Below are 22,073 nucleotides of genomic sequence, written 5' to 3' on the forward strand. Positions count from 1 at the left end.
GAGCGGCCCTCCCGCCGGCAGGTCACCAGCGGTCGATGTGGATCTTCGCCTCGTCGTACCGCTCGTCCGCGGCGGCGGGCTTTGTCTCCCCCGGCCAGCCGATGGAGAGGACGCAGAAGGGGATGATGTGCGCCGGCAGCTCCAGGGTCTCGGCGACCCGGCGCATCTTGTCGGTCTGGGGATAGGTGCCCAGCCAGACCGCGCCCAGCCCCATGCCGTGGGCGGCCAGGAGGATGTTCTCGGCCGCGGCGGCGCAGTCCTCGACCCAGTAGTCCCTGCCCCAGCGGTAGGCCCGGTCCCAGTCGCCGCAGAGGGCGATGGCCAGGGGGGCCTCTCTCAGCATCAGCCCCGAGTGGCCCAGGCAGCCCGACAGGCGCTCGAGCACCGCCCGCTCCCTGGTGACGACGAATTCCCAGTCGCGGTTGTCCACCGCGGTGGGGGCGATCATCCCCGCCTTGAGCAGGGCCTTGACCGCCTCGTCCCCCACCGGCTGGCCGGTGTACTTGCGGATGCTGCGGCGGGTGTAGATGGCTTCCAACACGTCCATACAAAAAACCTCCCTCTCTTCCGGGGTCCGCCCGGTCACAGCCCCATCATACCACCGGCAGGGGGTGGGCGCAAATGCCGGTCGCCCTTAGAGGTTCTCGTTTTTCAGGGCGTCCATCACGTTCTCGCGGCGGAGTTTGCGCAGCGACAGGGCCATGGGCAGCCCCACCAGCAGGAACACCCCCAGCACCGCCGCCAGATAGGCCCCCCAGGGGAGGGAGAAGGCAAAGGCGAAGTTTCGCTCCAGCACCCTGTAGATGCCCAGGGCCAGCAGGGCGCTCACCGGCAGGCCCAGGGCCAGGGCCTTCACCCCGTAGGAGAGGCTCTCCCAGCGCATCATCCGCTGGAAGCCCCGGGGGGAGATGCCCACCGAGTGGAGCATGGCGAACTCCCGTCGGCGCAGGGCCACCCCGGTGGAGACGGTGTTCCAGATGTTGGCCCCGCAGACCACCGCCACCAGGGCCACAAAGCCGTAGACAAAGACCTCCACCAGCAGCAGGAGCTGGCTGTTTTGCTCCCGGTAGCGGGTGAAGTCGGTGACGCTCCACTCGCTGCGGGTCTCCTTCTGGTACTGGAGCAGGCGGCTGTAAAAGAGGTCGGGGTCGGCGGCGCGCACCATCACGGAGGCGGTGCGGGAGTCGGTCCCCAGCTGGTCCAGCCAGCCGGCAAAGGTGTCCTGGGAGACCAGCACCGCCAGGGTGGAGCTGTTGCCCATGGCCCCGGCCACCGGCATGGGGGCTTCGGAGGAGACCCCGGCGATCTGCAGGCGCAGCTGGGGGCCCTCCACCTCGCCGGCGACAAAGGTCAGTTCGCTGCCCAGGGGGTCGGCCAGGTGGCGCAGCTCCCGGAACTCGTGTCCGACCCGGTAGAGCTGGGGCGAGAGGAGGATGCCCTTGCCGCTGCCTGACAGCAGGGGGGCGGCTTCAAGCCCCGCGCGCCGGCAGTAATTCTGCAGGGATGCCTCGTCCAGGGCGTAGACCTGGATCCCCATGGGGTAGAGCCCGTCTCCCCGCTGCCAGATGGCCGACCGGGCCTCGGCGGTGAGCTGTTCGGGGCGCAGGGTCAGTTGGCCGTACAGGCTTTGGGTGCAGGCGCTCTCCTCGATGCCGGGGAGGGCCTGGATGCCGGCGGCCAGCCGGTCGCGCTGGCTGTCGCCGGTGTAGGGGAAGTTGACGGTGTAGTCAAACTGCACGTCCTCCACCGTCATGGAGAAGGAGCGCCCCATGTAATAGGTAAAGGTGGAGGCGGTGAGAAAGAGCACCACGCTGACAAAGAGGGAGAGGAGGGTCGCCAGGTAGCGGCTGCGGCTGCACTTGCTGTTTTTCAGCCCCAGCTCCCCTTCAAACCCCAGCAGCTTGCGGCTGATGGGGGAGGTGCGCACCTGCCGGGGGGAGATGCGCACCTGCCGGCTGCCGCGGATGGCCTCGATGGGGGGGATGCGGGAGGCCCGCTGGGCCGGCACCCAGGCCGAGAGGAAGAGCACCGCCGCCGAGAGGAGCACCGCCGCCCCGACGGCGGCCGGGGCGATGACCACCCGCAGGGGCTGGGCGGCGCGAAACATCTCCTGGACGATGGAGCCGATGCAGGCGAAGGTGATCTTGATGCCCAGCCAGCCGGCGAAGAGACCCAGGGGGATGGCCGCCGCCCCGATGAGAGCCGCCTCAAAAAAGACGCTGCCCCGCTTCTGGCGGCGGGTGGCCCCCACGCTGGAGAGCATCCCGAAGGTGTGCCCCCGCTCGGCCAGGGAGATGGCGAAGGCGTTGTAGATGAGGCTGACCGAGCCGACGAGGATGACCCCGCAGACGATGGCCAGGGCCCCAAAGAGGGTGCTGTAAAGGGTGTTGTCGTCGGTGATGCCCATGTAAAAGAGCAGCTCGCTGTTGTAGGTGCGGGCGCCGCCCACCTGTTCCCAGAGGCGGTCGCCCCAGTCGTAGACCCCCCGGTCGGGGTGGGCCATCGACGCGGACACCTCCAGCTGGCCGCCGTACCCGCCGGGCAGACAGGTGATGCCGGTGTAGCTGCGGCTCCAACTGGGCTCCAGGCCGGTGGAGAAGGAGCCGATGCCCACCAGGGTGTAGCGCTCGCTCCCCTCGGGCAGCCACTGCTCCCCGTCCACCGCGGGGGAGGAGGGGGAGACCGGCAACAGTTCGCCGCTCTGTTCGTCGGGGGCCAGCCGCCGGCCGGTGGGCAGCACCACCTGCTGCCCCACCTGCCAGTCGAGGGCGGAGGTCTCCAAAAACGCGCGGGAGACCACCAGTTCCCCCGCCCGCTCGGGCAGCCGCCCCTCCTCCAGGGTGAGGGGGGCCCGGGCGGCCGACTGGTCGGCAGGGTCGTAGCCCCAGAGGGCCAGGTAGGGGCGCTGGGTGTCCAGGCTCTCCGGCGGTTTGGCGTAGGAGAGCAGCCCCCGGGTGGTGACCGACCCGGTCTGGCTGTCGGCGCGCGCGGCGGCGGGGGCCGCCGCGGAGACCCCCTCGAAGCGGACGTGCCAGTCGCCGGTGTCGGCCAGCACGGTGCGCTGCATCATGTCCAAAAAGGAGACGGCGATGAGGGAGACGGCGGTGAGCATGGCCACCGACACGGCGGCCCCCAGCACGGTGACCAGGGTGCGCCGCCGGTTTTGGGCCATGTTTTTGAGGGTGAGGCGGTGGATGATGTTCATCGGCGGATCACCTCGTCCCGGGCGATCTGCCCGTCCTCAATGGCGATGATGCGGTCGGCCTGCAGGGCGATGCGCTCGTCGTGGGTGATGATGAGCAGGGTCTGGTCCAGGGTGCGGTGAAAGTCCTTCAGCAGGCCGATGATCTCGCCGCTGTTTTTGCTGTCCAGGTTGCCGGTGGGCTCGTCGGCCAGCACCAGGGCGGGGCTGGCGATCAGCGCCCGGCCGATGCTGACGCGCTGCTGCTGCCCGCCCGAGAGCTGGCTGGGCAGGTGGCCGAGCCGCTCGCCCAGACCCAGTTTTTCCACCAGGTTTTGCAGCCGGAAAGGGTCGACCTTCCGCCCGTCCAGCAGCAGGGGGAGGGTGATGTTCTCCTCCACATTGAGGACGGGGATCAGGTTGTAAAACTGGTAGATCAGCCCGATTTGGCGGCGGCGGAAGATGGCCAGGGCGTTTTCGTCCATCTGGTAGACGTCGGCCCCGTCCACCAGCACCCGGCCGGAGGTGGGGCGGTCCACCCCGCCGAGGATGTGCAGGAGGGTGCTCTTCCCCGAGCCAGAGGGGCCGACAATGGCCACGAACTCCCCCTTTTCGACGGTGAAGGAGACCCCCTTCAGGGCGTCGGTGCCGGTCTCCCGGCCGCCGTAGTGTTTGCAGAGGTTTTCCACGCGCAACAGTTCCATCAAACCATTCCTCCCATGCGGGCCGGGGCCCGGTGATCGGCGGGGGCGCTCTCCCCCGCCTGGCCCCACTCTACTTTTGGCAGGTGACGCGGGGGTGACCCGGGCGGTGACCATTTGGTCACCTTCAGACGATCTGCTTGTAGAGCTTGACCGAGAACTCGGCCCCGCCCTCGGGGCGGTTGCGGGCGCTCACGTCGGCGTTCTGGCTCTGCAGGATGGTCTTGGCCATGGCCAGGCCGATGCCCACCCCGTCGGAGGCGGCGTTTTTGCCCTTGTAAAAGCGCTCGAAGAGGTGGGGCAGGTCGCCGGGGTCGATCCCCTCGCCGCTGTCGCAGATGGCGATCTCGGTGTGCAGCGGGTTCTCGCTGCAGCGCACCCAGACAGAGCCTCCGGGCGGGGTGTGCTCGGCGCAGTTTTTGAGGAGGTTGCCCAGGGCCTCGGCCGTCCACTCCCCATCCCCCCGCCAGGTGAGGGCGGGGGGACAGTCGATGGAGAGGGAGAGCCGCCGCCCCTCTAAAAGCGGGCGCAGGGGGGCCGCCGCCCGGGCCAGGAGGTCGGCCAGGGAGAGCTCCTCCCTGGCAAAGGCGACGGCCTCGGCGTCCAAGCGGGAAAATTTCAGCAGGGTGCCCACCAGCCACTGGATCCGCTCCAGCGACTGGCCGGTGCTCTGCCAGAACTCCTCCCGCCTGTCCGCCGGCAGGTCGGGGGAGCGCAGCAGTTCGGTCATGACGAAGAGGCTGGTGAGGGGGGTCTTGAGCTGGTGGGAGATGTTCTGCATGGCCTCGGCCAGGTAGTCCTTGTCCCGGTGGAGCTGCTCGGCCTGCCGGGTGAGGACGCAGGTGATTTTGTAGAGGTCGTTTTTGAGGATGCTCAGCTCCCCCTCCCGGTTGTCGCGGATGTCCAGGGGTTTGCCCCCCGAATAGACCGACGCCAGGTACTGGGAGAGGCGGCGGATCTCCCGGTAGCGCCGCCGGGTAAAGGCGGCGAAGATCGCCCCCAGCAGCGCGCAGAGGGAGAGGCAGATCCACCCGGCCGCCGGGGCGACGGCAAAGCAGAGGGCCGTCCCCGCGGCGGAGAGGGCCGCAAAGTGGACGGTGGCGAGCTTCCCCTCCCGGCCGCGCAGCATTACTCCCCCTCCATTCGGTAGCCCAGGCCGCGGACGGTGGATATCCGCCCCTCGTCCCCGGCGGCGGCCAGCTTTTCCCGCAGACGCTTGATGTAGACGGTGAGGGTGTTGTCGTTGACAAAGTTGCCGGCCACGTCCCAGATCCCCTCCAACAATTGGCCCCGGGTGAGCACCTGCCCGGGGTGGGCGGCAAAGGTCAACAGCAGCCGGTACTCCAGGGCGGTGAGGGCCAGTTCCCGCCCGGCAAAGCGCACCTGGGCGCGCTGGGGGCAGATGGTGAGGGCGCCGAAGGTGAGGAAGGTCTCCCCCCCGCCCCGGCCGCTGCGGCGCAGCACCGACTTGATGCGGCTGAGCAGCTCCCGCAGGCGAAAGGGCTTGGTCACGTAGTCGTCCGCCCCCATGTCCAGCCCCATCACCGCGCTGACCTCCTCGTCGCAGGCGGTGAGAAAGACCACCGGGGTGTCCCCCAGGGCCTTGGCGCGGCGGCAGATGTCGTAGCCACTGCCGTCGGGCAGGGTCAGATCCAGCAGCAACAGGTCCCAGCCCCCCGCCTCCACCTGTTCCAGGGCCCCGGCGCAGGTGGCGCAGTGCTCCACCTGATAGCCCTCGGCCTGCAGCGAATAGCAGAGACCGGCGGCGATGGTGCGGTCGTCCTCCACCAGCAAAATGCGCATTTACGCGCTCCCCCCTTCCCCGCGGGGCGACAGGGCCCCCGCGGCTAAACTTGCCTCTATTATAGCAAACCCCGCCCCCCTGCGGGTGACGATTTCGTCACAATGGGGGCGGGGAAGTTTCTGCCAGTGTAGCCCGGGGGAACGGGGGGAGGGAAGGCGGTGATTGCCAGCCCATTTTTATTACAGTTAGTATTACACCTATTTGTTTATACGCATTTTAGGGGTTTGCGCAGCGGGAGCGGCCTCCCGCCGGCCGAAGGCGCAGGCCGAGAGGGCCGAGACCACCGGAACTGTCAAAATCACCCCCAGGGTGCCCGCAAGCCCCTGCAGGATCTCGATGCCGATGGCGTACATGTTGATCACCTGCAGGTAGGGCATGTCGTAGGCGTAGATCACCAGCAGGGTGTTGACCGAGCCGCCGGTGAAAGCCAGGATCAGGGTGTTGGACATGGTGCCCATCATGTCCCGCCCCACGTTGATGCCACTGCGAAAGAGCTGCCGCCGGGTGAGGGAGGGGGTCTGGGCGATGAGCTCGCTGGCGGTGGAGGAGATGGACATGGCCACGTCCATCACCGCCCCGAGCGAGGCGATGAGGATGCCGGAGAAGAGGACCCCGCCAATCTGCAGGCGGCTGTTATGGCCGATGACGATCATGGTCTCGATGTCGCTGACGTTGTAGCCGGAAATCCTGCCCAGGGCCCCAAAGAGGGCGGCGATCCCCCCGGCGGCCACCACCCCAGCCACCGTGCCAAGGATGGCGCAGAGGCTTTTGCGGGTGGGGCCGCCGATGAGGTAGAGGGTGACCAGGGTGGTGAGCGCCACCACCGCCACCGCCGCCCAGAAGGGCGAGACCCCCAAGTAGAGCAGGGGCAGGTAGAGAAAGAGGACGCAGAGAAAGGTAAAGATGAGCCCCACCGCCGACTTGAGGCCCCGCTTCCCCCCAATGGCACAGAGCACCGCCAAAAAGAGGCCGACCAGGGCCCAGAGCACCCCGCCCCGGTCGTAGTTGTAAACGCTGGCGGTGAGGGCGCCGCCGTACTCGCCCAGCTGCACCACCACCCGGGTGCCCACCCGGCAGGCGGCCCCGTAGAGATAGCTGGCCGAGTTGTCGGCCGTGACCGTCTCCCCCCGGTGGGCGCCGCTGCGCAGCAGCACCTGGACGACCTGTCCGCCGCCGTCGGCCAGATCGTCCTCCACCAGGGCGGTCACCGTCCCCTTTTCAAAGGTGCTGCCGTCCTCCGGCAGCAGAGGGGCCTTTTGCACCGAGCGGTTGAGGAGGATGAGGGCAAGGGCAAAGAGCAGCAAAAAGGCCAGCATGGCCAGGTCGGGCAGCCTGCGGCGCAGGCGGGCGCGGTTGGCGTCGCACATGAAAGATCCCTCCATCAAGAAAATTTGGGGTGAGGCAAGATGCAGAGGCGCCGGAGCGCCTCTGCATCTTGTGCGGGGAAAGGGGGGTCACCGGGTCCGGCGGCGCTTGGCCAAACAGGCGCCAGCGCCCGCCAGGGCCAGGACGCCGAGACCCGCCAGGGGGAGAAGGGCCACACCGGAGGGGTCGCCGGTGTTGGGCTGGCCCGCCTCGGGGGGATCGGCATCGGGGGTCTGCTCGCCGCCCTGGTCGGGGCTGGGCGGGGTGGCGTCCTCGGTGCGCTGCCCGTCGGCAAAGGCCTGCAACGCGGCCCGCAGGGTCTCTGTGGCGGCGGTCAGTTCCCCGCTGCTGGCCAACTGGTCGCCGAACACCGCCCGGGCCGCCTCGACAGCTGCCTGCAACGCCGCTTTGGAGCCGGCGGGATACTGCCCGGCATGCTCGCCCTCTTCAGCGGCTTCCAGCGCCGCCTCGGCCCGGGCGATCTCCGCCTGCAGGGCGTCGGCATCGGCGCGCAGGGCCAGGCCGTCCAGCGCCTGGGCCAGGGCAACATAGCGGGCGGAGAGATCAGCTGCCGAGACGGTGGTGTTCTGCTGGCGGTGCAGGGTCTTGTCCAGCAGGGTGGAGAAGCCGGCTTTTAGGGTGGTGGCCTTGATGTTCAGGGCCCCGTCGGCAGCGGCCTGGTACATCCCCTGGGCGTAGCCGTAGTAGTTGAGGGGGTCGGCCCTGTTGTCGCCCTGAATGTTCTTGTCATACGCCTGGGCCAGCGCCTCGGCGCCGGGGTCCTCCCGGGTGTCCAGCAGGGCGGCGGCCTCGTCGGCGGCCTGTTGCAGGGCCGCATAGCTGCCCTCGGTGTAGTCGCTCGCCTCCTTTTCCCGGGCCTGGGAGATCAGGTTGGTGAGGGACTCCTCATCGGCGTTTTTGACGATGGTGAAGGGCTGGGCGTACTGGTTCCCCTCGTAGTCGTAGGTGCTGATGGAGAAGCGATCGCCCCCCATCTTGATGACCGAGAAGGTGGGCTTGTTCTCGTTGTTGCGCTCGGCCACAAAGTACTGCTTGGGGGTGTTCAGGTTGTAGAACTTACTGCCGCTGGCCGAGCCGGCGGACATATAGAGGGTGCCCTGGGGGTCGGCGATGGAGCCGGTGCTCTCGTCGTAGTCCACCACCTTGCCGTCGAGGATCTGGTAGGTGCGGGCGTAGGAGTGGTCGTGCCCGGTGAGGCAGACGTCGATGTTGAACTGGTCCATCAGCGGCGCGAAGAGGATGCGCAGGTTGGCGCCGTCCACGCTGGCGTGGGGTTCGCCGGAGCCGTAGATGTCGTGGTGGAACATGGCGATGCGCCACTTGGCTTCGGGGTGGCTCTCGACGGCCTTCTGCATCAACTGCCGGTGCTCGGCGGTGTTGCGGTTGTTGCTGTTGAGGACGATGAAGAGGACATCCCCATAACTAAAGTAGTAGTCGCTGCCCGAGGCGGTGGCCCCCAGACCGTCTTCTGCGTTGGGGGTGTTGTAGTGCAGGGAGTAGTCGTCCCCATAGCTCTCGTGGTTGCCGATGGTGGTGGCCATGGGCAGCCCCTTGAGGGCCTCGGGGTAGAGGTAGCCGGCGTACTCGCTCTCGCGGATGGCCCGCTTCTCGGCGGTGTCGGCGCTGGAGTAGTCGATCTGGTCGCCGGCCACCAGCATAAAGCTGGCATTTTTGCCCTCGTTTGCGCGGGCGTACCGAAGGGTCTTGTCCCAGTTGTAGGTGTCCACTGCAATGTTGGTGTCGTCGGCTGTCCCCTGCCCGGCGCTGCCCGAGGCCCCCACCTGGGGGTCGCCCACATAGAGCACCTCAAAGCTGTCAAAGCCGTGGGACTGGTAGGTGGCGGGCTCGCTCCACACCGGGGCGACGGCCTCCACATCATCAGTATAGCTGTAGTAGTAGAGGGTGTTGGGGGCAATGACCCCCTCGGCCTCCACCTTGTTGGAGGCCAGATAGCGCACCCCGGCCACATTCTGGCGGTCGATGGCGGTGGCCGTCCCCCGGATGGGGGTGGCGGCGGCCAACCCCTCCCTGCTGGTGGCGATCTTCACCGCGGGCACCCCCTTCTGCTGGGCGTACCAGGCGAAGTTCAGGTCGGTCTCGCTCTTGCCGGGGGCGATGGCCAGCCGGCCGGAGTCGGCGGCGTTTTCAGCCGTCCAGTTGGCGCTTTTCCAGCTCTGGTAGGCGCTGCCCCCCTGGGTGTCGCCGGCAAAACTGGCAAACGCCGGCGCGGCCGAGGAAAGGGCCAGGGCGGCGGCCAGCCCCAAAACGGCGGCTCTCTTTGCAACTCTCACAGTCTTTTTCTCCTCTCTCTTCTTCAAAACATTTCCTGTGACGGTTGCATTATAGCGCCGCTCCGGCGGCCCTCTCAAGGCTTTTGACCCACTTTTTACCCGGCCTTACAGAGCTTTGACCGCCCCCCACCTTCCCCCTACGCCACCCTTTCCCGGACCTGGCATTCGGGCCAAAAGGGAGGGGGCCCCCGGCCGGGCCCCGGCACGCAGATGCAGTCGGCGGCGGCCACATTGGCTGGCCGGTGGGAGACGAGGAGGACCGTCTTTTCCCCCGCCAGGGCGTGGATTTCGGCTATGATGTCGTTCTCGCTCCCCACGTCGCTGTTGGAGGTGGCCTCGTCAAAGATGTAGATAGGGGTGCCGTGCAGCAGGGCCCGCGCCAGGGCCAGCCGCTGCCGCCGCCCTCCCGAGAGGTTGGCCCCCTGGGGCCCCAGATGGGGTTCCCAGCCCCTGTTCCCCCCGCGGGAGGGCGGCCATCCGGGTGCGTTCCAGCGCCCGCCAGAGGACCGCGTCGTCGGCTTCGGGGCAGCCCATGCGCAGGTTTTCAGCCGCCGTTCCCGAAAACAGGTGGCCCGCAAAGCCCCCATAGGTGACGGTGCGGGCCAGTTCTCCGGCGGAGAGCCGGCCCCATTCCACCCCGCCGATGCGCACCTCGCCCCCACAGTCCCGGCAGCGCCCGGTGAGCAGGGCGGCAAGAGTGAGCCGCTCTCCCCAACAACGGCAGTGAGCGCGCCCGGGCGGATGTCCAGCAACATCCCCCGTAGCACCGGTCTGCACCGCGGCGATGGCCGCCGGGATCAGCGGCACACAGAGGAGGAGGGCCACCGCCGCCTTTTAGCTGATGGGGAAGAGCAGGACAAAGAGGGGCAAAGGCGCCAGCAGGCTGTAAAAAAACTGGGGCAGGCAAGCGCCAAAATAGGCCTTTAACTGCTCCACCACCTCCGAGGGGGAGACCCGCTGCGCGCAGGAGGACCCCAGCCGCAGCAGCCTGTCGCAGATGCGGCGGCGCAGCGCCTTTTTCACCGAGCGGGAGGCGAGAAAGCTCTCCCGCCCGGCCATGGCGGTGCAGAACCAGCGCACTGCCATAGCCAAAAGCCCCACCCCGCAGGCGGCGGCCAGGTCGGCGCCGGTGGCCCCCCTGCAGCAGCCCGCCCAGCATCCGGGCAAAGGCAAGGGGCGCTGCCGCGCCCGCCAACAGCTCGCCCCACCGGTAGATCACGTTTCGGGCCACATGGCCCCTGCTGTCCGGCACAGCGCCGATCGGCCGCTTGTCGATCATCATCTCGTCTGTCCCCACTCCCTTTCCCGGAGCCCCATTGCGGCGGCGTTTTCCGGGAAAATATTCCTTTTAAAAAAGAGGGGCGCCGGCGGTTTTGCCGCCCGCGTCCCCCTGTTTGTTTATTTGTCGGGGTGGCAGAGGCCCCGGCTGGGGCAGTCGCCGCAGCCGCAGCTGCAGCCGCCCCGGTGGTGTCTCCTGTTCCAGATGCCCCGCCCGACGATGGCGGCGACGATCGCCAAGACGAGCAGCGCGCCGACGATGGTGGGTCCGTTCAAGAAATCATCTCCTTTTTCTTCGAGGCGGCGGTGACCGAACGCACCGCCAGGGTGTTGTCGCCATACCGATTTTTGCGCACCAGCAGGTAGACGGCGGCCAGCAGGGCCAGGACAGCAGCGGCGGTGCCGACGCCAAAGCCGTGGCCGGTAAAGAGCAGGCCCAACTGGTAGACCACCAGCGAGGCGAGGTAGGCCAGGCCGCACATGTAGCCGATGGTGGCAAAGGTCCACTTGGCGCTGTTCATCTCCCGCTTGATGGCGCCCATGGCCGCAAAGCAGGGGGCGCAGAGGAGGTTGAAGATCATGAAGCTGTAAGCGGAGAGCTGGGTGAAGTCGGTGGCGATGTTGCCCCAGATCTCGGCGCCGTCCTCAGCCACCTCGGCAAAGCCGTAGAGGACGCCGAAGGTGCCCACCACGTTCTCCTTGGCGATGAGGCCGGTGAAGGTGGCCACGGCCGGTTTCCAACTGCCAAAGCCCAGGGGCGCAAAGAGGAAGGAGATGGCGCTGCCGATGGAGGCCAGCAGGGAGGTGTTGTTGTCCTCCACCATCCCGAAGGCCCCATCCACAAAGCCGAAGGACTGCAAGAACCACAGCACCACCGAGGAGGCCAGGATGACGGTGCCGGCCCGCTTGATGAAGGACCAGCCCCGTTCCCAGGTGGCCCGCAGCACGTTCCCCACCGCGGGGACGTGGTAGGCCGGCAGCTCCATGACGAAGGGGGCCGGGTCACCGGAGAACATCTTGGTCTTTTTGAGGACGATGCCTGAAAAAATCACCGCCGCCACCCCGATGAAGTAGGCCGAGGTGGCCACCAGCCCGGAGCCGCCGAAGAGGGCCCCGGCGAACAGGCCGATGATGGGCATTTTGGCCCCGCAGGGGATGAAGCAGGTGGTCATGATGGTCATGCGGCGGTCGCGCTCGTTTTCAATGGTGCGGCTGGCCATGACGCCGGGCACCCCGCAGCCCGAGGCGATGAGCATGGGGATGAAGCTCTTGCCGGAGAGGCCGAAGCGGCGGAAGATGCGGTCCATGATAAAGGCGACCCGGGCCATGTAGCCGATGTCCTCCAACACCGAGAGCATGAGGAAGAGGATGAGCATCTGGGGCACAAAGCCGATGACCGCGCCCACGCCGCCGACGATGCCGTCGACCACCAGGCCCACCAGCCAGGGCGCACAGCCGATGCCCTCCATCCAGGCGCTCAGGTTGCCGCAGATGAGGCTGCCAAACAGGGTCTCGTTGGTCCACTCGGTGACGACGTCCCCCACCGTGGAGATGGAGATGTAGTAGACCAAAAACATCACGGCCGCAAAGATGGGCAGGGCCAGCACCCGGTTGGTGACGACGCGGTCGATCTTGTCGGAAATCGAGAGGCTGTGTTTGGCCCGCCTCTTTTTCACCGAGCGCTCGATCACCCCGCTGATGTAGGCGTAGCGCTGGTTGGTGATGATGCTCTCGGCATCGTCGTCCAGCTCCTGCTCGCAGTCGGCGATGTGCTGTTCCAGGTGCGCCTTCAGGGAGGCGGAGAGCCGCAGCTCCTCCATCACCCGCTCGTCGCGCTCGAACACCTTGATGGCGTACCAGCGCAGGAAGCGGTCGTCCACCTTCCCGGCGATGGACTCCTCGATGTGGGCGATGGCGTGCTCGACGCTGCCGGTAAAGACGTGGGGCAGTTCCCCCGCCCGGTGGCCCTTGGCCAGGGCCAGGGCGGCCTCGGCGGCGGCCATGCCGCCCTCCCCCTTGAGGGCGCTCATCTCCAGCACCTGGCAGCCCAGGGCGTCGCCCAGCTTGGCAAGGTCGATGCGGTCGCCGTTTTTGCGCACCAGGTCGATCATGTTGACCGCCACCACCACCGGCAGCCCCAGCTCGATGAGCTGGGTGGTCAGGTAGAGGTTGCGCTCGATGTTGGTGCCGTCGACGATGTTGAGGATGGCGTCGGGCTTCTCCCCCACCAGGTAGCTGCGGGCCACCACCTCTTCCAGGGTGTAGGGCGACAGCGAGTAGATGCCCGGCAGGTCCTGAATGACCGCGTCCCCATGCCCTTTGAGGCGGCCCTCCTTCTTTTCCACCGTGACGCCGGGCCAGTTGCCGACGTACTGGTTGGAGCCGGTCAGGGCGTTGAACAGGGTGGTTTTACCGCAGTTGGGATTGCCCGCCAGGGCGATTTTTATCTCCATTTCTTGTACTCCCCCTCTCTTAATTAGCACAAGCTAACCGCTTGGCCGAAAAACAGGCGGCGCCCGCCGCCCTAGCTGATTTCGATCATCTGCGCGTCCGCCTTGCGCAGGGACAGCTCGTACCCGCGGACATTGAGTTCCAGCGGGTCCCCCAGGGGGGCCACCTTGCGGATGTGGATGTCCACCCCCTTGGTGATCCCCATGTCCATGATGCGGCGCTTGACCGCCCCCTCGCCGTGGAGCTTGACCACCGTGACCGTGTCCCCCACCTTGGCGTCTCTCAGCGTTTTCATCGGGCTCTCTCTCCTCTCAAATCATCACCCGCATGGCCATGGTCTTGTCCAGGGCGATGCGGCTGTCTTTCACCTGCAAGATCAGGTTGCCGGCCAACTCGCTGACCACCGTCACCGACGTGTCCACCACAAAGCCCAGCTCCGCCAGGTGCTGGCGGACCTCGTCGCGGCCGGTGATCTTGCGGATGGTGACCGTCTCCCCCGCCTTTGCCATTGTCAAGGGCATCACGTCCCCTCCCCTCCTCTTTGGCGGCCCACTTGGGACCGAGGGCCAATGCATTCGGTTAGCTTTAACTAACTCATTTGAACAGTTCATAGTTTACCGCCGCTAACTCCATCTGTCAATCCCCTCTCCCCAAATTTTTCATCCCACCCCTCGCTTTTGCCGATTTGCCGCAAAATGGCCGCTGCCGCGCAGCATTTTGTGGGAATTTTTTCTTCTGATTTTCCCCCTCCGCGGGCTCTGTGGCCCCTTGGGCGGCGGGGATGGGCGCCTTTGCGGCCGTGGTGAGGGAGGGCACTCCCCACTTTTCCTCCGCGCACAGAGGGGACGGGGATGGGAGGGAACCAGGATGGCCGGGAGGATCCCACCGGGGGACAGCGGCCTAACGCGTTCCAATGAGAAAAAGAGGCCCCTCTGGATAACAGTCAAAATAGCAAAAAAGTGGGGAGGCCCTTTGACCTCCCCATCTCTCTTTTTCATCTATTTTTGTGCATATCGAAGAAAGGCTCTCTCACACTTTGCAGTTTAGAGCACCTTCTTATCTGTTCTCCCCACAAGATAGTCCAGCGAAACCCCGTAGAGATTTGCTATCCTAATCAAAATCTCCAATTTGGGTATGCGCATCATCAATTCGTAATTTTGATAGGCTTTCTCTGTAATGTCACAATAAATGGCGACTTCTTGTTGGGTGAAATCCTTTTCTTTTCTACACTGTTTTAAGCGCTGTGCTAAAACTCTTTTCACGCCTCAACACCTACAATCGTTCTTGACATAACCAGTATGCAGGAATAAAATAAAGGCCGTACCAACGTTTGTTGGTGCGGCCAAATAAATTCAATTTTTCTTGTCATTTTGATGGCATTCTAGTGGCTCTATTTATTCACTTTCCTGTTATCTGTTCTCCCAACAAGATAATCCAAAGACACATCAAAAAACTTTGCGATTTCAAGCACAATCTCCAACTTGGGCTCCCGCGTCATCAGCTCATAATTCTGATAAGTGTTTTCGGCGACATTGCAGTAAATTGCCACTTCACGCTGTGTGAGGCCCTTTTCTTTTCTGCACTGCCTTAATCGCGCAGCTAAAATTTTTTTCATATGCAACACCCACGTTTGTTCTTGTAATAGCCAGTATGAAGGAGTACGTGTTGATATATACCAACAATCGTTGGTTGTGTTGCCTTTTTCTATAAATTTTAAAGTTTTTTGAAAAAAGTACCGCCGCGGCCTTTCTGTCCGCAAAAAGGCCGGTCTGTCGATTCTCCGCGGGGAAAATATTTCCTATACTAAAAAAGGGCCCTGGCGGCGCGGCGCGCGGTCAGGGGCCCATGCAGTCTTATACCAGACGGGCAGAGAGGGGGTGGGACCGGGTGGACCGGACACAGTTCGGCAAGCTGCTCAACGAGGCGCGGCTGGCCAAAGGGGTGACGGTGGAGGCGCTGGCCGAGGCGTGCGACGTCTCCGCCGCCTACATGCAAAAGATCCTCAGCGGCAAGCGGGGGCTGGGGCTGGACCTGCTGCTGAAAATCTGCAACAACCTCACGGTCTCCCCCCAGTACCTTTTGCAGGGGGACCTCTGCCTGCCCGACGGGGGGGAGGACCTCCGCCCCCTGGTCGATCGCCTCACCCCGCACGAGCGGCGGCTGTTCAAGGAACTGCTCAAATCCATCATGAAGGCGCGGGACTAGCCGCCCCTTCTGCCCGAAAGGGGGTGCGCCCCATGTCGCAGTGGCCGGACGTCTCGCAGCTCTCCCAGGCGCAGCGGGAGGAACTGGACGCCATCTGCCGCCGGTGGGAGGAGGTCTACCCCCGGCTGCTGGCGGCCGAACAGGCCCGCGACCGGCTGGAGCGGCGCCCCCACTTTTGGCGTTGGACGCCTGTTGTATACGCCCCTCTGCTCTGCCTCGGCGCAGGCTTTTTCCTGTTTTTGCGCTTCCCCGGCTGGGGGCGGTACGTCTTTTTGGGGTGCACCTGCCTCTGCGCGGCCGCCACCCTCGCCGATTTCCTCCTGACAAAGCGCTGGAAGCGGCTGTGCGGGCGCTACTGGTCCGCCTACCGCACCTGTGTGCAGTTGAGCGACCGCCTCTACCAGATATGCCCCCTCCCCGACGGCAAATCCCCCTTGCAGCCCCTGCCGGGGGAGGAAAATCTGTAATTGTTTTATTGTATATTACAAACCGTATAGAACAGGCGACAAAAGAGGGCCCACACGGCTGTGTGGGCCCTCTCTTTTTTGGCGGCGGGGAAGAGGGGGGGCTTTACTCCCCCTGCTCCTGCTGCTCTTCTCTCTTCTTTTTGGCCCGCTCCATCTCCTCCAGCGCGTCCTTGCGGGAGAGGTTGATGCGGCCCTGGCGGTCGATTTCGGTGACCTTGACCACCACCACGTCGCCCACGTTGACCACGTCCTCCACCTTCTCCACCCGCTCTTTGTCCAGTTTGGAGATGTGGACCAGCCCCTCTTTGCCGGGGGCGATCTCCACAAAGGCGCCGAAGTTCATCAGCCGGGTGACGACCCCCTTGTAGAGGGCGCCCACCTCGGGGTCCTGCACGATGGTCTTGATGATGGTGATGGCGCGCTCCACCCCGGCCAGGTCGACGCCGGAGACAAAGACGCGGCCGTCGTCCTCCACGTCCACCTTGACGCCGCACTCGGCGCAGATTTTTTGAATGACCTTGCCGCCCGAGCCGATGACCTCGCGGATCTTGTCGGGGTGGATCTGCATCCCCCGCATCTTGGGCGCGTACTGGGACACCTCGGGCCGGGGGGCGGGCAGGGCCTTGAGCATGATGTCGTTTAAGATGTGCATCCGGGCCTTGTAGGTCTTTTCAAAGGCCTCGGCAATGATGTCGTAGGTCAGGCCGTCGTTTTTGATGTCCACCTGGATGGCGGTGATGCCGTTTTTGGTGCCGCCGACTTTGAAGTCCATGTCGCCGAAGAAGTCCTCGACCCCCTGGATGTCCACCATGGTCATCCAGCGCTCCCCCTCGGTCACCAGGCCGCAGGAGATGCCCGCCACCGGCTCTTTGATGGGGACGCCCGCGTCCATCAGCGCCAGGGTGGAGGCGCAGATGGAGCCCTGGGAGGTGGAGCCGTTGGAGGAGAGCACCTCGCTCACCAGGCGGATGGCGTAGGGGAACTCCTCCTCGCTGGGGAGGACGGGCACCAGGGCCTTTTCGGCCAGGGCGCCGTGGCCGATCTCCCGGCGGCCGGGGCCGCGGCTGGGCCGGGTCTCCCCCACCGAGTAGGAGGGGAAGTTGTAGTGGTGCATGTAGCGCTTGCCGGTCTCGTGGTCGATGCCGTCGAGCCGCTGCGACTCGCTGACCGGGCCCAGGGTGGCAACCGTCAAAACCTGGGTCTGCCCGCGGGTGAAGAGGGCGCTGCCGTGCACCCGGGGGAGGACCCCCACCTCGGCCGCCAGGGGGCGGATCTCGTCGATGCCGCGGCCGTCGACCCGCTTGCCCTCGTCCAGCAGCCAGCGGCGGACCACCTGCTTTTGCAGCTTGTAGAGGCAGTCGTCGATCAGGCCGGGGTCGTCGGGGCAGCGGTCGTCAAAGTGGTCGTGCACCTCCTCGTAGAGGGGGGCCAGCCGCTCGTCGCGCACCCGCTTGTCGTCGGTGTCCATGCAGTGCTGCATCTTCTCCAGGGCGTAGTCGCGCACCGCGTCCAGCAGTTCAAAGGGCACGTCTTTCGAGGTGTAGGGGATCTTTTCCCTGCCGATCTCCAGGCGGATGTTCTCGATGAAGTCGATGATGGAGCGGATCTCCTCGTGCCCGGCCTTGATGCAGTCGAGCATGGTGTCGTTGTCCACCTCGTTGGCGGCGCACTCGATCATGACGATCTTTTCCTTGGAGCCGGCCAGGGTCAGGTGCAGGTCGGAGCGGTGGCCCTCCTCCTCGCTGGGGTTGAGCACCACCTTGCCGTCCACAAGCCCCACCTGCACCCCGCCGATGGGCCCCTTCCAGGGGATGTCGGAGATGGCCAGGGCGATGGAGGTGCCGATGAGGCCGGCGATTTCGGGCGCGCAGGCGGGGTCCACCGACATCACCGTCATCACCACCGCCACGTCGTTGCGCATGTCCTTGGGGAAGAGGGGGCGGATGGGGCGGTCCACCATCCGGCAGGCCAGCACCGCCTTTTCGGAGGGGCGGGACTCCCGCTTCAAAAAGGAGCCGGGGATCCGCCCCACCGAGTAGAGCTTTTCCTCAAAGTCCACCGAGAGGGGGAAGAAGTCGATCCCCTCCCTGGGTTTTTGGGACATGGTGGCGTTGCAGAGCACGGTGGTCTCGCCGTAGCGCACCAGGCAGGAGCCGTTGGCCAGGCAGCACATCTTCCCGGTCTCCACCGACAGCTTCTTCCCCGCGAACTGGGTCTCAAACACTCTGAATTCCTCAAACATCACGCATTCCTCCTGCGCACACAAAATTGATGGCCGGCGGGACCGCGCTTTTACAGGGTATCCCACCCCTTTTGAAGGCGCAAAGGGGGCGCGATAGTCTGCAAAAACCGATGTCCGCCCCCACCCCGGGGCCGGGCGGCCCGCCCCCCTCCCCCACGGAGAGAAAGGGGAGGCGGCCGTTCGGCTATGGAATCAGTATAGTATAAATACCAGTTCACTGTAAAGGAATGGCCGCAGTTTTGTGGGCTATGCCCATAACTGTGGCCATTTTGTAGGCAATTCGACAAATGCCGACTGGGGGGGAGGGAAGGCAGAGCCGGCCCCCTTCGCCACCGGACGGGGAGGGGGCGGCCCTGCCTTCCAGAGGTGCGGAGGGGGGAAAGGCGGTGCGAGGGGACGGGTACGCTGCGGCCGAGAGAAAAAGGTGGCTCTGGCAAAGGGGGCGGCGGCAAAATGGAAGGGGGGATGGGGCGGCAGGACGGCTTCCCCCGTCACCGCTGGGCGAGGTACGCCTCCACCTCCTGGGGGCGCAGCCGCCGCACCTGGGTGCCGGGGAATTCGCGGTACCGGCCAGCCGAAAAGAGGGGCGCGCCCTGGGGGCAGCGCTTGCCGGGGTTTTTGCGCAGAAAGGCCGCCAGTTCCTCCCGGCCGGGGAAAATCTTGTAGAAGGTCCGGCCGCCCGGCCCCTCGATCTGGTAGATGCCGCAGGCCCTTTGGCAGGTGTGGTCGGCGACCCGCAGGTAGAGTTTGGCCTGCTCGAGGGTCTGAAAAGGGAAGTTCCAGCGCTGCAGTCCGCGCCGCTCCTCCCTCTCGATGCAGATGCAGCGGCCGCAACTGCCGCAGATGTACTGGGTGTGCCCTTCCAGGCAGGCCCGCGCCCCCCGCAGCGGGGTGGCCCGGCTGTCTTCGCTGTAACACTCCTCACACATAAAAACGCGCTCCTTTCAAGGTGGGGTCCGAGGGGGCCCTGGGCGCCCCCCTGGGCAGGACGCCCTCTCTCCCGCCGGGCCCGCGGCGCGGAGGGATGCCGGCCGCGGCGGGCGGGGGCATTCTGCCGAGCGGCCCTGTTCCCCCCCGTTCGCCCCGGCGGGCGGCAGGGCCCTTTGGTGGGTTGGATGCCAGTTTACCCCCAATGCCAGTTGTTGTCAAACCGCAAAGTCGTTGACAGCGGGCCTGTACAGACAGTACACTGGGAGAAACAGCGGCGAAAGGAAGCGATTTTATGTCCACCGGCGAAGCGCCCAAGCGCGACGACCCCACCCCTCCTCCCGAGCCGGGGGAAGAAAACTACCAGTCCCTGGGGCTGGGCCTGGGTCTCTGCCTGGGAACGGCCTTTGGCGCCGTCTTTCACAACCTGGCCATCGGCATCTCCGTCGGCCTCTGCCTGGGGCTGGCCATCGGCACCGCCATCAAGAAAAAGGACCCGCCCGGACCCACCCCGCCCCCGGAAAGGGGGGCGGAGGGGTGATCGTCCGCCCCGCCACAGACGGCGACGACCGGCTCGCCATCGGCCAGGTGTACGTGGACAGTTGGCGGGCCGCCTACCGGGGGCTCATCCCCAGGCCTATCTCGACGGTCTCGACGCCCGCAACTGGCTGGGGGTGCTGGACGCCCCCCAGCGAACGAGCTTCCTTCTCCTGGACGGGGACGCCATCGCCGGCACCTGTTCCTGCTGCCCGGCCCGCAGCCCCGAGATGGCGGGCTGGGGGGAGGTGATCTCCCTCTACCTAAAACCCGCCTACTGGGGCCGGGGGCTGGGTGCCCCGCTGCTGGGTGCAGCGCTGGACGAACTGGCCGGTCAGGGCTACCCCTCTGTCTACCTGTGGGTGCTGAAGGGCAACCTGCGGACCCAGGCCTTTTACCGCCGCCAGGGCTTTGCCCCCTCCGGCGCCCGCCTCGAAGGGGAGGTCGGGGGCCAACCGGTGGAGGAGATCCAGTACACCCGCCCCCTTGCATAGGGGCGCCCCCATCCCCTGCCCCGCCGCTTTGAGACGGCGGCACATTCAGAAAGGAGCATCTTCTTTGAACTGCCGACCCCTCACCGCCAAAGAGGTGCGCGCCCTCTACGCCCGCCACCTCGCCCGCGACTTTCCCCCCGCCGAGCGCAAGCCTCTGGCGGCCATCCTCTCCCTGCTGCGGCGGGGGCGCTACCTCTGCCTGGGCGGCTTTGCGGGGGAGGAACTGCGCGCCTACGCCTTTTTCACCCGGGTGCCCGAGGGCCCCTGCTGGCTGCTGGACTACTACGCCGTCTGCCAGGGGGGCAGGGGCCAGGGGGCGGGCAGCGCCTTTTGGCAGCAGCTGCCCGGCCAGCTAGACGGCTGCCAGGGGCTGCTCATCGAGGTGGAGGACCCCGACACCGCCCCCACCGCCCAGGAGCGGGAGACCCGCCGCCGGCGCATCCGCTTTTACCTGAAAAATGGGGCCCGGGAAACCGGCTGCCGCTGCCGCCTTTTCGGGGTGGAGTACCGCATCCTCTTCTTCCCGGTGGCGCGGGACTTCCCCGACCGCGAGATCCCCGCCCTGCTGGACGCCGTCTACCGCGCCACCATCCCCGGCCCCGTCTACCGGCGGCAGGTGGCCTTTCCCCCGGCAGGGGAATAGCGGTCTTCTACCCGCCCGTTGAGAGGGGGCCCTGCGGCCCTCTCTTTTTTGCGCCAAAGTTTTGGTTGACAACAAAACAATGTTATGTTACGATAAGCCCATCGACAGAACATTGTTACGAAAGGGGCGATTTCCCTGGAACTCATCTCCAAAAAACAGCTGTTGGCCGAGACCGGCATCTCCTACGGCCAGCTCTACCGCTGGAAGCGGGAGCGGCTGATCCCGGAGGGGTGGTTTATCAAGCAGTCCTCCTACACCGGGCAGGAGACCTTTTTCCCCAAAGAGCAGATGCTCGCCCGGGTGCAGGCCATTCTGGAGGCAAAAGACCGCTACTCCCTGGAAGAGCTGGCCAAGATCCTCTCCCCCGAGGCGGTGGATGTCCCCCTTGCCCCGCGGGAACTCTGGGAGTGGGGCGAGATCGGGCCCGACCTGCTGGCTGCGGCCGAAGCCGCCGCCCCGCCCGCCGGCCTCTCCTTTGACCAGGCGGTGCTGTTGGCCGCCCTGTGGGAGGGGGTACAGCGCCTCTCCCTCCCGCCCGAAAGCGCCAAGGACTTGGTCTATCAGGCCCTGGCGCTCCCCCCGCCGCTGCGCTGCGCCGAGGGGGGCTGCACCCTCTTTCGCTGCGGGGGGGAGCTGACCCTGGCGGTCACCGGGGGGGAGCAGCCGCCCCTTTTCGGCCCGGCCGTCTCGGTGCTGGACAGCCGCCCCATGAGCGAGCTGGCCGGCCGCATCAAGATGAAGTACACCGCCCGCTTTGAGAGCGGCCCGACAGATGAGAGCAGGAGGAAATGAGATGCAGGATACGCGAATCGATGGGATGGGCACCATTGCCGGGGGGGAGTACGGCAGCGTCAAGGTCTCGGGGATGGGCAAGTGCACCGGCGATCTGACGGCCCAGTCCCTCTCCGTCTCGGGCAAGTTCACCTGCCAGGGCAAGCTGAAGGTGGGCAAACTCACCTGCAGCGGCACCGCCGACTTCGGGGGCGACATCAGCGCCGCGTCCCTGTCCGCCTCGGGGCGGCTGGTCCTGGGCGAGGACTGCAACCTCGAGGCGCAGGAGGTCCGCTGTTCCGGCTACATCCGGGTGGGGGGGCAGATCTCCGCCGACTTCCTCAAGGCCGAAGGCGCCATCAACGCCCGGGAGGTGGTGGGCGACCAGATCCAAATCATCTCCCACAGCCGCGGGCTGGGTGCTCTCCTCTTCCCCACCCTCTCCACCGTGGGGATGGTGGAGGCCACCACCGTCTCCCTCTCGGGGGTCCGAGCCGACACGGTGAGCGGGCAGAACGTGACCATCGGCCCCCGCTGCGAGATCGGACAGGTGGACTGCAGCGGCACCCTCTCGGTCCACCGCTCGGCCAAAATCGGCCGGGTCACCGGCGACTGCGTCCGGCAGGGCCTGTAAAAAAGCACACGTCAAAGGAGCGGGGGGGGGGGGGGGGGGGGGGGGGGGGGGGGGGGGGGGG

At 66.0% G+C, this 22,073-nt stretch carries 24 protein-coding genes; 7 read left to right on the plus strand and 17 right to left on the minus strand.

The window, feature by feature from the left end; all coding sequences use genetic code 11:
- Nucleotides 1-22: 22 nt before the first annotated feature.
- From ACTNAU_RS04205 to ACTNAU_RS04275, 15 genes are all read right to left on the minus strand, one after another.
- A complete protein-coding gene (locus ACTNAU_RS04205) occupies nt 23-547 on the minus strand; it encodes a nitroreductase family protein (protein WP_441097664.1) in 525 nt (174 codons plus the stop codon).
- Nucleotides 548-634: 87 nt separating this feature from the next.
- On the minus strand, nt 635-3,205 hold the full coding sequence (locus tag ACTNAU_RS04210; protein ID WP_441097665.1) for an ABC transporter permease: 2,571 nt from the start codon (nt 3,203-3,205) through the stop codon (nt 635-637).
- Nucleotides 3,202-3,885: an ABC transporter ATP-binding protein gene (locus ACTNAU_RS04215; RefSeq protein WP_441097666.1), complete on the minus strand. Its 684-nt coding sequence runs from the start codon at nt 3,883-3,885 to the stop codon at nt 3,202-3,204. Before ACTNAU_RS04215 ends, ACTNAU_RS04210 begins: the two co-directional genes overlap by 4 nt.
- Nucleotides 3,886-4,009: 124 nt before the next feature.
- Nucleotides 4,010-5,011 carry a sensor histidine kinase gene (locus ACTNAU_RS04220; protein WP_441097667.1) on the minus strand — a complete coding sequence of 334 codons (1,002 nt, stop codon included), beginning with the start codon at nt 5,009-5,011 and terminating at the stop codon, nt 4,010-4,012.
- Complete coding sequence (locus ACTNAU_RS04225; RefSeq protein ID WP_441097668.1) at nt 5,011-5,685, minus strand: response regulator transcription factor; 675 nt, start codon at nt 5,683-5,685, stop codon at nt 5,011-5,013. Before ACTNAU_RS04225 ends, ACTNAU_RS04220 begins: the two co-directional genes overlap by 1 nt.
- A 198-nt stretch (nt 5,686-5,883) precedes the next feature.
- Nucleotides 5,884-7,053, minus strand: a complete 1,170-nt coding sequence (locus ACTNAU_RS04230; protein WP_441097669.1) for a YibE/F family protein — start codon at nt 7,051-7,053, stop codon at nt 5,884-5,886.
- Nucleotides 7,054-7,140: 87 nt separating this feature from the next.
- On the minus strand, nt 7,141-9,363 hold the full coding sequence (locus ACTNAU_RS04235; protein WP_441097670.1) for a metallophosphoesterase family protein: 2,223 nt from the start codon (nt 9,361-9,363) through the stop codon (nt 7,141-7,143).
- A 137-nt stretch (nt 9,364-9,500) separates the two neighbouring features.
- Nucleotides 9,501-9,950 carry an ATP-binding cassette domain-containing protein gene (locus tag ACTNAU_RS04240; protein WP_441097671.1) on the minus strand — a complete coding sequence of 150 codons (450 nt, stop codon included), beginning with the start codon at nt 9,948-9,950 and terminating at the stop codon, nt 9,501-9,503.
- Nucleotides 9,951-10,197: 247 nt separating this feature from the next.
- On the minus strand, nt 10,198-10,530 hold the full coding sequence (locus ACTNAU_RS04245) for a hypothetical protein (protein WP_441097672.1): 333 nt from the start codon (nt 10,528-10,530) through the stop codon (nt 10,198-10,200).
- 231 nt (nt 10,531-10,761) lie between these two features.
- Complete coding sequence (locus tag ACTNAU_RS04250) at nt 10,762-10,917, minus strand: FeoB-associated Cys-rich membrane protein (protein ID WP_441097673.1); 156 nt, start codon at nt 10,915-10,917, stop codon at nt 10,762-10,764.
- Nucleotides 10,914-13,094, minus strand: a complete 2,181-nt coding sequence (gene feoB / locus ACTNAU_RS04255) for a ferrous iron transport protein B (protein ID WP_441097674.1) — start codon at nt 13,092-13,094, stop codon at nt 10,914-10,916. Before feoB ends, ACTNAU_RS04250 begins: the two co-directional genes overlap by 4 nt.
- A gap of 71 nt (nt 13,095-13,165) precedes the next feature.
- On the minus strand, nt 13,166-13,387 hold the full coding sequence (locus ACTNAU_RS04260) for a FeoA family protein (RefSeq protein ID WP_021658762.1): 222 nt from the start codon (nt 13,385-13,387) through the stop codon (nt 13,166-13,168).
- 16 nt (nt 13,388-13,403) lie between these two features.
- Nucleotides 13,404-13,616 carry a FeoA family protein gene (locus tag ACTNAU_RS04265; RefSeq protein WP_059004452.1) on the minus strand — a complete coding sequence of 71 codons (213 nt, stop codon included), beginning with the start codon at nt 13,614-13,616 and terminating at the stop codon, nt 13,404-13,406.
- A 519-nt stretch (nt 13,617-14,135) separates the two neighbouring features.
- On the minus strand, nt 14,136-14,354 hold the full coding sequence (locus tag ACTNAU_RS04270; RefSeq protein WP_185915915.1) for a helix-turn-helix domain-containing protein: 219 nt from the start codon (nt 14,352-14,354) through the stop codon (nt 14,136-14,138).
- 128 nt (nt 14,355-14,482) lie between these two features.
- Complete coding sequence (locus ACTNAU_RS04275) at nt 14,483-14,707, minus strand: helix-turn-helix domain-containing protein (RefSeq protein ID WP_185915916.1); 225 nt, start codon at nt 14,705-14,707, stop codon at nt 14,483-14,485.
- A gap of 272 nt (nt 14,708-14,979) precedes the next feature.
- Here ACTNAU_RS04275 and ACTNAU_RS04280 point away from each other — a divergent pair, with 272 nt between their 5' ends.
- Nucleotides 14,980-15,297 (plus strand): helix-turn-helix domain-containing protein, encoded by a 318-nt coding sequence (locus tag ACTNAU_RS04280; RefSeq protein ID WP_185915917.1) that lies wholly within the window; start codon nt 14,980-14,982, stop codon nt 15,295-15,297.
- A 32-nt stretch (nt 15,298-15,329) separates the two neighbouring features.
- Nucleotides 15,330-15,764: a hypothetical protein gene (locus ACTNAU_RS04285; RefSeq protein WP_441097675.1), complete on the plus strand. Its 435-nt coding sequence runs from the start codon at nt 15,330-15,332 to the stop codon at nt 15,762-15,764.
- Between the two features lie 103 nt (nt 15,765-15,867).
- Here ACTNAU_RS04285 and ACTNAU_RS04290 read toward each other — a convergent pair whose 3' ends face one another.
- Nucleotides 15,868-18,006 carry a polyribonucleotide nucleotidyltransferase gene (locus tag ACTNAU_RS04290; protein WP_441097676.1) on the minus strand — a complete coding sequence of 713 codons (2,139 nt, stop codon included), beginning with the start codon at nt 18,004-18,006 and terminating at the stop codon, nt 15,868-15,870.
- A gap of 491 nt (nt 18,007-18,497) precedes the next feature.
- Nucleotides 18,498-18,935, minus strand: a complete 438-nt coding sequence (locus ACTNAU_RS04295; protein ID WP_185915920.1) for a hypothetical protein — start codon at nt 18,933-18,935, stop codon at nt 18,498-18,500.
- A 293-nt stretch (nt 18,936-19,228) separates the two neighbouring features.
- Here ACTNAU_RS04295 and ACTNAU_RS04300 point away from each other — a divergent pair, with 293 nt between their 5' ends.
- From ACTNAU_RS04300 to ACTNAU_RS04320, 5 genes are all read left to right on the plus strand, one after another.
- A complete protein-coding gene (locus tag ACTNAU_RS04300) occupies nt 19,229-19,474 on the plus strand; it encodes a hypothetical protein (protein ID WP_441097677.1) in 246 nt (81 codons plus the stop codon).
- Between the two features lie 61 nt (nt 19,475-19,535).
- Nucleotides 19,536-19,964 (plus strand): N-acetyltransferase family protein, encoded by a 429-nt coding sequence (locus tag ACTNAU_RS04305; RefSeq protein WP_441097678.1) that lies wholly within the window; start codon nt 19,536-19,538, stop codon nt 19,962-19,964.
- A gap of 64 nt (nt 19,965-20,028) precedes the next feature.
- On the plus strand, nt 20,029-20,607 hold the full coding sequence (locus tag ACTNAU_RS04310; RefSeq protein WP_441097679.1) for a hypothetical protein: 579 nt from the start codon (nt 20,029-20,031) through the stop codon (nt 20,605-20,607).
- A gap of 144 nt (nt 20,608-20,751) precedes the next feature.
- A complete protein-coding gene (locus tag ACTNAU_RS04315) occupies nt 20,752-21,399 on the plus strand; it encodes a DUF4004 family protein (RefSeq protein ID WP_441097681.1) in 648 nt (215 codons plus the stop codon).
- 1 nt (nt 21,400) lies between these two features.
- The gene (locus ACTNAU_RS04320; RefSeq protein WP_441097680.1) at nt 21,401-22,012 is read left to right on the plus strand and encodes a hypothetical protein; all 612 of its coding nucleotides are present in this window, start codon (nt 21,401-21,403) and stop codon (nt 22,010-22,012) included.
- Nucleotides 22,013-22,073 lie beyond the last annotated feature (61 nt).

It is taken from the genome of Bittarella sp. HCP28S3_D9 (genome assembly GCF_052065655.1).
Lineage (GTDB): Bacteria > Bacillota > Clostridia > Oscillospirales > Ruminococcaceae > Bittarella > Bittarella massiliensis.

Coding starts and splice junctions, on each gene's coding strand:
- ACTNAU_RS04205 (WP_441097664.1), bottom strand. CDS start 547: ATGGACGTGTTGGAAGCCATCTACACCCGCCGCAGCATCCGCAAGTAC.
- feoB (WP_441097674.1), bottom strand. CDS start 13,094: ATGGAGATAAAAATCGCCCTGGCGGGCAATCCCAACTGCGGTAAAACC.
- ACTNAU_RS04230 (WP_441097669.1), bottom strand. CDS start 7,053: ATGTGCGACGCCAACCGCGCCCGCCTGCGCCGCAGGCTGCCCGACCTG.
- ACTNAU_RS04260 (WP_021658762.1), bottom strand. CDS start 13,387: ATGAAAACGCTGAGAGACGCCAAGGTGGGGGACACGGTCACGGTGGTC.
- ACTNAU_RS04210 (WP_441097665.1), bottom strand. CDS start 3,205: ATGAACATCATCCACCGCCTCACCCTCAAAAACATGGCCCAAAACCGG.
- ACTNAU_RS04285 (WP_441097675.1), top strand. CDS start 15,330: ATGTCGCAGTGGCCGGACGTCTCGCAGCTCTCCCAGGCGCAGCGGGAG.
- ACTNAU_RS04275 (WP_185915916.1), bottom strand. CDS start 14,707: ATGAAAAAAATTTTAGCTGCGCGATTAAGGCAGTGCAGAAAAGAAAAG.
- ACTNAU_RS04220 (WP_441097667.1), bottom strand. CDS start 5,011: ATGCTGCGCGGCCGGGAGGGGAAGCTCGCCACCGTCCACTTTGCGGCC.
- ACTNAU_RS04225 (WP_441097668.1), bottom strand. CDS start 5,685: ATGCGCATTTTGCTGGTGGAGGACGACCGCACCATCGCCGCCGGTCTC.
- ACTNAU_RS04300 (WP_441097677.1), top strand. CDS start 19,229: ATGTCCACCGGCGAAGCGCCCAAGCGCGACGACCCCACCCCTCCTCCC.
- ACTNAU_RS04240 (WP_441097671.1), bottom strand. CDS start 9,950: ATGGGGGCTTTGCGGGCCACCTGTTTTCGGGAACGGCGGCTGAAAACC.
- ACTNAU_RS04290 (WP_441097676.1), bottom strand. CDS start 18,006: ATGTTTGAGGAATTCAGAGTGTTTGAGACCCAGTTCGCGGGGAAGAAG.
- ACTNAU_RS04215 (WP_441097666.1), bottom strand. CDS start 3,885: ATGGAACTGTTGCGCGTGGAAAACCTCTGCAAACACTACGGCGGCCGG.
- ACTNAU_RS04295 (WP_185915920.1), bottom strand. CDS start 18,935: ATGTGTGAGGAGTGTTACAGCGAAGACAGCCGGGCCACCCCGCTGCGG.
- ACTNAU_RS04320 (WP_441097680.1), top strand. CDS start 21,401: ATGCAGGATACGCGAATCGATGGGATGGGCACCATTGCCGGGGGGGAG.